Consider the following 9,605-nt stretch of genomic DNA (forward strand, 5'->3'; position numbering starts at 1 on the left):
ATGGGCCGCGTCTGTCGCGTGCGGCCTTGCGGCGTCCGCGTCTGGCGCGTGCGGCGTTGCGGGGCGTCCGGCACGCGGCGCCCGGCGGCACGGGACCGCGTCCCGCGTGGTCGGCCCGGGTCCCGCACCGGCCGCGGGCGGCGTTCCCGACCGGGGTCCCCTCAGCCCCCGTCGGTGCGCGGGGCCTCCCGCGCGCGCATCTCCTCCGGCAGCTCGCGCCGGTACCCGGCGCAGGCGGCGCGCGGTTCGGCGCCGGGCCAGTGGGCGGGGCGCAGTTCGGCGGGCAGGACCGGGTAGGCGGGCAGATGCCGTACGACGGCCGCGAAGGCCGCGAAGCGGTCGGACGGCCCCCGGGCGCGGCCGACTTGGGCGAGCAGGCCGCGCCCCCGTGTCGGCCCGTTCCGCCAACGGCCGGAGCCGGGAGGCCAGTTCGGGAGCGGGGTGCCGCGGGCGGGACCGGTACCCCTGCGCGACGCCGTCGAGGTCGTCCGGCAGGGCCCGGCGCAGGTTCGCCGGCCGCAGCCATACGCCCTCCCGCAGCCCGGCGAGCCGCAGCCGGGCCAACTCCGTTCTCAGTTCGGCGCGTTCGGCGGCGGCGCGTCCCGTGGCCGTGACCACGACCATCTCCCAGTCGCCGTCCCAGGGAAGTGTCGCGGGGTGTACGGCGTCGTCCTGCCTGCGCCGGCGTTCCAGCAGCCGGTCGCTGAGCCCGTACGCCGTGTCCGCGCGGCGCAGACCACCGGCCGCGGCCATCCTGCCGAGTGCCGCCCGCAGCGCGGACCCGGCGATGCCGAACGGCTCCACCGCACTCACCAGCTCCTTCACCGGCAAACTCGGGCGGGCGCGGGCCCGGCAGCAGGTTCAGGACGACCGAACGGCCGACCGAACGCACGGCCGGCCCGGCCGTGCACCCCGCCCCGGGGCCGGCGGGCCCTCCCGCGGCCGGGACGGCGGCCCGGTGGCTCACCCCGGGTTCCCCGGCCTCCCCGGCCTCCTGCGCGCACGAACCTGCCGGACCGGCCTCCTTCCCTTAAGCGGCGGGGCGGGGCGCCCGGATGCTCACGGCACCCGCCGGGAGCGGGCGTGGCCCGCGTCACGCCGTGCCCGCGGCCGGTCCCGCCACCCCCTCGCGCCGCTCCGCCGCGAAGCCGTCGCCACCGCCCTGACCAGGGCCTTCATCCCGCGCGGAGGTGACTGTCAGTGGCGAGGTGCAGACTGGCCGGTGTCGGAGACGAAGGCGTCGCGGAGGTGATCGGCATGACCGAGGTACTGCTCGCCGTGGGAACCCGCAAAGGGCTGTTCATCGGCCGGAGGCGAGGGGGCGGCTGGGAGTTCGACGACAACCCCTGTTTCAACGCCCAGGCCGTGTACTCGGTCGCCATCGACACCCGGGGCGGGCGCACCCGGCTGCTGGCCGGCGGCGACAGCGCGCACTGGGGCCCGTCCGTGTTCCACTCCGACGACCTGGGCCGCACCTGGACCGAACCCTCCCGGCCAGCCGTCAAGTTCCCCAAGGACACGCAATCCTCCCTGGAGCGGGTGTGGCAGCTGCACCCCGCGGCCGCGGAGCCGGACGTGGTGTACGCGGGCACCGAACCGGCCGCGCTGTACCGCTCGGAGGACCGCGGCGAGTCCTTCGAGCTGGTCAGGCCCCTGTGGGAGCACCCCACACGGGCGAAGTGGGTGCCGGGCGGCGGTGGCGAGGGGCTGCACACCGTACTCACCGACCGGCGCGACGCGCGGGCGGTGACGGTCGCCGTCTCGACCGCCGGGGTGTTCAGGACCGCCGACGGCGGGGAGAGCTGGGCGCCGTCCAACTCCGGGGTCTCCGCGGTGTTCCTGCCCGACCCCGACCCGGAGTTCGGCCAGTGCGTCCACAAGATCGCCCAGGACGCGTCGACCCCGGACCGGCTGTACCTCCAGAACCACTGGGGCGTGTACCGCAGCGACGACGCGGGCGGGCACTGGAGCGACATCGGCGGGGGCCTGCCGTCCACATTCGGCTTCGCGGTGGCGGCGCACCCGCACCGCGGCGGCACGGCGTACGTGTTCCCGATCAACGCCGACTCGGACCGGGTGCCCGCCGGCCGGCGCTGCCGTGTCTTCCGCACGGCCGACGCGGGCGGGAGCTGGGAGCCGCTGTCGAGGGGCCTGCCGCGGGGCGACCACTACGGCACGGTGCTGCGGGACGCGATGTGCACCGACGACGCCGACCCCGCCGGGGTGTACTTCGGCAACCGCAACGGCGAGGTGTTCGCCTCCGCCGACGACGGCGACAGCTGGCGGCAGCTGGCCTCGCACCTGCCGGACGTGCTGTGCGTCAGGGCCGCGGTGACCGGATGAGCCGTCACCGCGAACCGGCCTGCCGCGGCCACGAGTTGATCGCCACCGCCGTCACGGCAGTAGGGTGACGCCCGTGGCACCACGACCCTTGCACGAAATCGTCGAACCGGGCTGGGCGAAGGCCCTGGAGCCCGTCGCCCAGCGGATCGCCTCCATGGGCGACTTCCTGCGCGCGGAGATCGCCGCGGGACGCACCTACCTCCCGGCCGGCGCGAACGTCCTGCGGGCGTTCCAGCAGCCCTTCGACGAGGTACGGGTGCTGATCGTCGGCCAGGACCCGTACCCGACACCGGGCCACGCCGTGGGACTGTCGTTCTCGGTCGCCCCCGACGTCCGTCCGCTGCCGGGCAGCCTCGTCAACATCTACCGGGAGCTCCACACCGACCTGGGCGTGCCGCAGCCGTCCAACGGCGACCTCACCCCGTGGACCCGGCAGGGGGTGCTGCTGCTCAACAGGGCGCTCACCACGGCGCCGCGCAAGCCGGGCGCCCACCGGGGCAACGGCTGGGAGGAGGTCACCGAGCAGGCCATCAGGGCGCTCGCCGCGCGCGGGAAGCCGCTGGTGTCCGTTCTGTGGGGGCGTGACGCCCGCAATCTCCGCCCCCTCCTCGGCAGCCTTCCGTCCGTGGAGTCGGCGCATCCCTCCCCCATGTCCGCCGACCGCGGCTTCTTCGGTTCCCGGCCCTTCAGCCGCGCCAACGACCTGCTGATCCAGCAGGGCGGCCAGCCCGTGGACTGGCGACTGCCGTGACCGGCGCGGGCGAGGGGTTCCTCGCCGTCGACTCCGGGGGCTCGGGTCTGCGGGTCGTCGTCGGCTCGGTGGGCGGGGCGGCGGCCCGGCGGGAGTCGCACGAGCCGGTGCGCACCGGCGAGCGCGGCATCGACCCCCGGCATCTGCGGGAGCAACTGGCGCCGATGGTGCGGGAGTCGGCGGCGGAGGCCGGGGTGACCGGGCTGGCCGCGGCGGCGATCGGGGCCGCGGGCATGGCCACGCTGGGTGACGCCCTGCGGGCCGATCTTCCGGCCGCGCTGCACCGGGAGTTCGGCATCCGGCGCCTCGCCCTGGCGGCCGACGCCGTCACCGCCTACGCCGGTGCCCTGGGCGCCCGGCCGGGGGCCGTCGTGGCGGCAGGCACCGGCCTCATCGCGGTCGGTACGGATCTGACGCGCTGGCACCGTGCCGACGGCTGGGGGCACTTGCTGGGGGACTGCGGCGGCGGTGCCTGGATCGGCCGGGCGGGGCTGGAGGCGGCGCTGCGCGCGCACGACGGGCGGCCCGGCGGCTCGGCCGCGCTGCTGGCCCGCGCGCGGGAGCGGTTCGGCCCCGTGAGCGGGCTGCCGGGCCGGCTGTACCCGCGTACGGACCGTCCCGCGGTGCTCGCCTCGTTCGCGCCGGACGTGGCCGACCGCGCCGGCACCGATCCGGTGGCGGCCGGCATCCTGCGCGCCGCCGCACGGCACATGGCCGACTCGGCCGCGGCCGTGTGCCCCGCGGCCGGTGAGCCCCTGGTCGCCTTCACCGGCGGCCTGTTCCGCCTCGGCGCGCCGCTGCTCGGCCCGCTGGAGGAGGAGGTGGCGAAGCGACTGCCGCACGCGCGGACCGTCCCGGCGGCCGGGGACCCCCTGGAGGGCTCCGTCCACCTCGCGACGGCTCTGGCGGCGGGTGACCTCGCCCTGCCGAGCGACGGGTCGATGCTCCGCGTGGTGACCGACATCACGGACTGATCCCGGCGGTACGGCAGGTTCCGCACGACAGGTCACTCAATCCGACAAAACCGGACGGATACCGCTCACCTGCACCCTCCCCGAACAGGGCAGCCCGGGAAGCCAGTAACATGCGGCGCCATGAGCTCCCCCACTGGACCCGCGTCCGGCCTGCCAGTACGAATGCCGCGCCCCCGTCAGCCGGGGCGGCACCGCCGACCCGAGCCCCTCGCGGCTCCCGAGGGCGCGCCCGCGCTGGTTCTGGCCGTGCCCGGCTCTCCGAGCGCGGCCACCCGCGCTCTCGCCGAGGAGGTCGTGAGCATCGCCCGCTCCGAGCTCCCCGGCCTCGACGCCCGCATCGGGTACGTCGACGGTGACGACGCGGAGTTTCCCACGCTGCAGTCGGTGCTCGCGCGTGCCGCCGAGGAGCGCACCGCCCGCTACGAGCAGGCGGTCGCCGCGGGGGTGGAGGCCAAGGAGCCCGAGGGCCCGGTCGCCGTCGTCGTACCGCTGCTCGCGGGCCCGGACGGCGCGCTGCTGCGCGTCATCCGCCAGGCCGTGATGGACAGCCGGGTGGCGGCCGAGCTGACCGACGTGCTCGGCCCGCACCCGCTGCTCGCCGAGGCGCTGCACGTGCGGCTGTCGGAGGCGGGTCTCGCCCGCGCCGACCGGGCGCGGCTGTTCACCGTGGCGACGGCCGCGGACGGCATCATCCTGGCGTCCGTGGGCGGCGAGGAGGCCGTGCAGGCGGCGGGCATCACCGGCATGCTGCTGGCCGCGCGCCTCGCCGTGCCGGTGATGGCGGCGGCCCTGGACGAGGACGGCGCGATCACGGCCGTCGCCGACCAGCTGCGGTCCTCCGGTTCGCAGCAGCTGGCCCTGGCGCCGTATCTGATCGGACCGGAGATCGACCCGACGCTGGTCGCGGAGGCCGCGCAGGAGACGGGCTGCGCCGCCGCCGAGGCGCTCGGCGCCTACCCGGCGATCGGCAAGCTGGCCCTGTCGAAGTACACCGCGGCCCTGGGCATCGCCCCGCCGCAGCCGCAGGGCGCGCAGGTCCACTGACCCGCACGCCGTTGCCGTGACGCGCGAAGGCCCGCTCTCCTCGCCGGGGAGCGGGTCCTTCGCGTTGCGGGCAAGCGGGTCAGACGGTGCCGGGGAGGTCCCCGACGACCACGCAGGACGCCGCGGGCACCTCGACGGAGCCCTCGTGGCGGGGGAGCCCGGTGTCGGGGTCGGGGGTGAACCAGGAGACGTCTCCGGAGCGCTCGTTGGCGACGTACAGGACGCCACCCGCCTCGGTCAGCGCCCGGGGCCAGTTCCCGCCGCAGGAGACGGTGCCGGTCAGATGCGCCTCCTCGCCGTCCAGGGCGAAGGCGGACAGCACGTCCTCGCCCCGGGTCGCGCACCACAGGAACCGTCCGTCGGGCGAGACGGCGATTCCCGACGGATAGGCGTCGCCGGCCGGGACGCCGGGCAGCACGGGTGTCTCGGTGAGCGGCTTGAGCGTGCCGTCGTCGGCGTCCCAGTGGCAGACGGTGACGGTGGGCGTCAGCTCGTTGACGATGTAGGCGTACGGGCGCTTGGGGTGGAAGGCCAGGTGGCGGGGGCCCGAGCCGGGGCGCAGGGCGGTCTCGCGGTGCACGTCGAGGACGCCGTCGGCCAGGGTGCACACGCGCACCGAGTCGGTGCCGAGGTCGACGCTGACGGCCCAGCGGCCCCCGGGGTCGGGCTGCACGTAGTGGGCGTGCGGGCCCTGCTGGCGGGGGGTGTGGGGGCCGCAACCGCTGTGCCGCAGGACGGACGGGGGCGTGCCGGCCGGGGAGCCGTCGGGGCGCAGGGGCACGGCGGAGACGCTCCCGGAGCCGTAGTTGGCGGTCAGGACGTGCCCGGCGAACAGGCTGAGGTGGGTGGGGCCGCTGCCGCCCACCGGGACCGGGGCCCCGACGCGTTCGGGCCGTGTCCCCGTCAGGCGGTAGGCGGCCAGCGCGCCGTCGGGCGTCTCGCTGACCGCGTAGAGCAGGTCACCGCCCGGCGAGAGGGCCAGGTAGGCGGGATCGGGCAGGTCGTGCACCTCGTTCATGACGCTCAGCGCGCCACTGCCCTCGGCCACGGAGGCCGTGGTGATGCCGTGCCCTCCGGCCGCCGTGAACGACCCGATGTAGGCCCTTCTCCCCCGCTTGCCGACGTCTGCCACCGATGTCCCCTTCCGGTCGAGTGCCGTCCGGGGTGACGGTAGCAGTGGATCATTATCGGTCTAGACCAAGTCGGCCGGCGGGTGTCCGCCGCGTACGGCCGGGCCCGCGCGACGCGGCGGGCGGGGCGGCCTCAGGAGAGCCAGTCGGCGTAGCGGGTGGGCGCGATCCGGGCGTCCCTGTCGGTGAGGACGTCGCCCTTGACCAGGCCGAACATCCCGGCGGCCGGGTCGGTGACGACCGCGCGGGTGTCGCCCTTGGCGGCCAGGGTGAGACGGCCCAGTTCGTCGAGGGCGAAGATCTCGGGGCCGCCGATGGTGCGGACGCCGTTGAGCGGGGCGCCCTCGGCGATCTCCGTCACCGCGGCCGCCACGTCCCGGGCGGCGATCGGCTGGATCGGCGTGGCGGGCAGCCGGACCGCGTCCCCGATGGTCGTCCAGGCCATGACGGCGTCGATGAACTCCATGAACTGGGTGGCCCGGAGGATCGACCAGGGCACCGGGCCTGCGGCGAGCATGGTCTCCTGAAGCGTCTTGGCCCGGTAGTAGTCCAGTTCCGGCACCTTGTCCACGCCGACGATCGAGAGGATCACGAAGTGGCCCACGCGGGCCTTGTGGGACGCGGCCAGCAGGTGGTCCATCGAGGTCCGGAAGAAGGCGGGGGACGCCTCGTCGAACGTCGGGGAGTTCGTCAGGTTGACGAGCACGTCGGCCCCCGCCAGCGCCGCGTCCACCCCCTGGCCGGTGACGACGTCCACGCCGGTGGACTGCGCGTGGGGCACCGCCTCGTGTCCCGCGGCGTTCAGCCGGGCGACGACCTGTGAGCCGATCAGCCCGGTGCCGCCGAAGACCGCGAACTTCATGGCGTCCCTTTCCGTGGAGGGGTTCGGACCGCGGCCCGGGGCCGCGGCAGGGGCGCGGCGTACGGCGCCCGGACCGGCTGAGGGCGGCCGGTCCTCTCCACCTTCGGCGAAGCGGTGCGTCCCGGCGAGCGGAGGCCGGTGCCCCCTGCCTGTCGCGCCGGAGGCCGCGCGGGCGTCCCCGCGAGCGGAGCCGGCCCGTCCGGGGGTGCCGCACCGCGTCGCCCCCGGGACCGCGCGTCGCCCCGCGCAGGAGGAGCGGCCCGTCCCGGGACCGGCCGCTGAGCGGGTGACCCGCACGGTGCCGGCTCCCGGGGAGCCGCACGGCGCTCAGTCCGCCGCGACGAGCCGGGAACCCGAGGGCGTGCGCAGCGGCCTGGCCAGTTCGGACAGCGTGTGCTCCAGGCCGTGCAGATGGGCGAGGGCGGGGTGCGCCGGGACGGGCCGGGCCTCGGGCGCGGTGACGTCCGTACCCGCGGTCAGCGCCTCCACCGCCGCCTCGACGCGCCGGCAGGCGGCGGCCAGGCGGGCGTCGTGCGACGCCTCCGGATCCGCGGCGACGGCGGCGAGGCCGCGGATCTCCCGGGCGCAGTCGTCGAGCAGGGCCAGCACGTGCCGGGCGCGCTCGCGGCGGGCCCGCACCGGGTTGAGCGGATGCACCAGCGGGGCCACCGAGAGCCGCACCCGGGCGAGCAGTTGTTCGAGTTCAGCCACCCGGGAGGCGGGGTCGGTGCCCTCGTCGCCGGCGAGGCGGGCGGCGGCCTCCGCGGTGGCCGTGCGCACACAGCGCAGGGCCCGCTGGATCCAGGCGTCGGTGACGGCGTGGGTGGTCACGGGCAGCACCAGCAGCACCGCCAGCACGGCACCGAGCGCGCCGACGCCGGTCTCGGCGAGCCGCAGCGCCAGCAGGGCGGGATCGAGGACGCCCAGCAGACCGTAGAGGAGCCCGGCGAGCACGGTGACGCAGAGCATCATCCAGGTGTAGGAGACGGCGGCGGTGTAGAAGATGCCGAAGACGCAGAGGGCGAGGAGGACGGCCGTGGGCACCCCGGCGCCCTCCAGCGGGACGGCGACCAGCAGGCCGAGGCCGATGCCGATCACCGTGCCGAGGACCCGGCGGAAGCCGCGGACCAGGGTCTCGCCGCGCGAAGTCGTGTTGACGAAGATCCACCAGGTGGCGCCGACGGCCCAGTACCAGCGCTGTCCCGACACCAGTTGCCCCACGACCAGCGCGAACCCGGCGCCCGCGGTGGCCTGGACCGCCTGGCGGGTGGTGATGCGGGCCAGCCCGGTGCCGCCCGGTGGCGCGGGGAGGGACGGCACCGGCAGGCGGCGCTCGTAGCACCACAGGCCGAAGCGCACGGCGGCCGCGGCGAGCAGGGACAGCAGGACGGCGGCGTAGAGCTCCGGCAGCCGGTCCGGGGTGGCCCGCAGGAACTGCGCCACGAAGAAGGTCATGAACGCGAACACGCCGAGGCTGTGCCCGCGCGGGCCCCAGCGCCTGGCGTACACGCCCGCGCCGACCAGGGCGAGGAAGGTGAGGTCGCGGGCGATGGGCCGGTCGTGCAGTCCGGCGGCTGCGGCGAGGACCGGGAGGCCGACCAGCGGCAGCAGCGCGGTGGTCACGGCCTGCCCGCGGACGGTGGTGTCGGTGACGGTGAACAGCGCGAGCAGCGCGGTGAGCCCGCCGGTGACGGCACCGGCGAGGCTGTGTCCGGCGAGCGCGCTCACGCCGACCGCGAGCCCGATGCCGAGGACGGCCCGCACGGCGAAGCGCAGCCGCGCCCGCCCCGGGTCCGGCGCCACGAACACCCTCTTCAGCACGGCGACCGCCTCTCTCCCCCACGCGCATGAAAAAGGCGCCGCGGAGGTCCGCAGCGCCATCGACCGGCCCATTGCAGCACCACCGGGCCAGCTGGCTCAAGTCGTCTGTTCTACGCTGGACCATCGGTACAGACATATCGCTCCCGGTCCGTCCATGGACGGACCAACGGACCACCTCACGAGAGGGCCGCGCCATCATGCCCGTGGACGAGCTGGACACCCGCATCCTGCGGCTGCTGCTGGAGCAGCCGCGCACCAGCGTCCGGGAGTACGCGCGCGTCCTGGGGATCGCGCGGGGCACCCTTCAGGCCCGGCTCGACCGGCTGGAGCGGGACGGTGTGATCACCGGGACCGCTCCGACGCTGTCGCCCGCGGCCCTCGGCCATCCCGTGCTGGCGTTCGTGCACATCGAGGTCACCCAGGGGCATCTGGACGACGTGGGGCAGGAGCTGGCGGCCGTGCCCGAGATCGTCGAGGCGTTCTCGATCACGGGAGGCGGGGATCTGCTGACGCGGGTCGTGGCCCGCGACAACGCCCACCTGGAGGACGTGATCCAGAAGCTGATCAGCCTGCCCGGGGTGGTCCGCACCCGCACGGAGGTGGCGCTGCGCGAGCGGGTCCCGCAGCGGATGCTGCCGCTGGTGGAGTCGGTCGGACGGGCGACGGCGCGGACCTGAACT

8 protein-coding genes and 1 pseudogene are annotated in these 9,605 nt (G+C 75.8%); 5 read left to right on the forward strand and 4 right to left on the reverse strand.

Annotation, left to right across the window (positions count from 1 at the left end):
* Positions 1-161: 161 nt before the first annotated feature.
* Positions 162-892: pseudogene (locus SZN_RS39375) on the reverse strand (PaaX domain-containing protein, C- domain protein).
* Positions 893-1,200: 308 nt separating this feature from the next.
* Here SZN_RS39375 and SZN_RS32300 point away from each other — a divergent pair.
* The 4 genes from SZN_RS32300 to SZN_RS32315 all read left to right on the forward strand — a co-directional run bounded on the left by SZN_RS32300 (position 1,201) and on the right by SZN_RS32315 (position 5,112).
* Positions 1,201-2,343: a WD40/YVTN/BNR-like repeat-containing protein gene (locus SZN_RS32300; protein ID WP_007503356.1), complete on the forward strand. Its 1,143-nt coding sequence runs from the start codon at positions 1,201-1,203 to the stop codon at positions 2,341-2,343.
* A gap of 73 nt (positions 2,344-2,416) precedes the next feature.
* The gene (locus SZN_RS32305; protein ID WP_007503358.1) at positions 2,417-3,094 is read left to right on the forward strand and encodes a uracil-DNA glycosylase; all 678 of its coding nucleotides are present in this window, start codon (positions 2,417-2,419) and stop codon (positions 3,092-3,094) included.
* Positions 3,091-4,068 carry an N-acetylglucosamine kinase gene (locus SZN_RS32310; protein WP_007503361.1) on the forward strand — a complete coding sequence of 326 codons (978 nt, stop codon included), beginning with the start codon at positions 3,091-3,093 and terminating at the stop codon, positions 4,066-4,068. The genes SZN_RS32305 and SZN_RS32310 overlap by 4 nt, the downstream gene beginning before the upstream one ends.
* Before the next feature lie 120 nt (positions 4,069-4,188).
* Positions 4,189-5,112 (forward strand): sirohydrochlorin chelatase, encoded by a 924-nt coding sequence (locus SZN_RS32315; protein WP_086021480.1) that lies wholly within the window; start codon positions 4,189-4,191, stop codon positions 5,110-5,112.
* A 79-nt stretch (positions 5,113-5,191) separates the two neighbouring features.
* Here SZN_RS32315 and SZN_RS32320 read toward each other — a convergent pair whose 3' ends face one another.
* From SZN_RS32320 to SZN_RS32330, 3 genes are all read right to left on the reverse strand, one after another.
* Positions 5,192-6,244 (reverse strand): lactonase family protein, encoded by a 1,053-nt coding sequence (locus SZN_RS32320; protein ID WP_007503363.1) that lies wholly within the window; start codon positions 6,242-6,244, stop codon positions 5,192-5,194.
* A gap of 131 nt (positions 6,245-6,375) precedes the next feature.
* Positions 6,376-7,104: an SDR family oxidoreductase gene (locus SZN_RS32325; protein WP_007503364.1), complete on the reverse strand. Its 729-nt coding sequence runs from the start codon at positions 7,102-7,104 to the stop codon at positions 6,376-6,378.
* Positions 7,105-7,431: 327 nt separating this feature from the next.
* Positions 7,432-8,925 (reverse strand): FUSC family protein, encoded by a 1,494-nt coding sequence (locus SZN_RS32330; protein WP_007503365.1) that lies wholly within the window; start codon positions 8,923-8,925, stop codon positions 7,432-7,434.
* Positions 8,926-9,122: 197 nt separating this feature from the next.
* Here SZN_RS32330 and SZN_RS32335 point away from each other — a divergent pair, with 197 nt between their 5' ends.
* The gene (locus SZN_RS32335; protein WP_007503367.1) at positions 9,123-9,602 is read left to right on the forward strand and encodes an Lrp/AsnC family transcriptional regulator; all 480 of its coding nucleotides are present in this window, start codon (positions 9,123-9,125) and stop codon (positions 9,600-9,602) included.
* Positions 9,603-9,605 lie beyond the last annotated feature (3 nt).

This window comes from Streptomyces zinciresistens K42 (assembly GCF_000225525.1).
Classification (GTDB): Bacteria; Actinomycetota; Actinomycetes; order Streptomycetales; family Streptomycetaceae; genus Streptomyces; species Streptomyces zinciresistens.

Coding starts and splice junctions, on each gene's coding strand:
- SZN_RS32325 (WP_007503364.1), bottom strand. CDS start 7,104: ATGAAGTTCGCGGTCTTCGGCGGCACCGGGCTGATCGGCTCACAGGTC.
- SZN_RS32335 (WP_007503367.1), top strand. CDS start 9,123: ATGCCCGTGGACGAGCTGGACACCCGCATCCTGCGGCTGCTGCTGGAG.
- SZN_RS32315 (WP_086021480.1), top strand. CDS start 4,189: ATGAGCTCCCCCACTGGACCCGCGTCCGGCCTGCCAGTACGAATGCCG.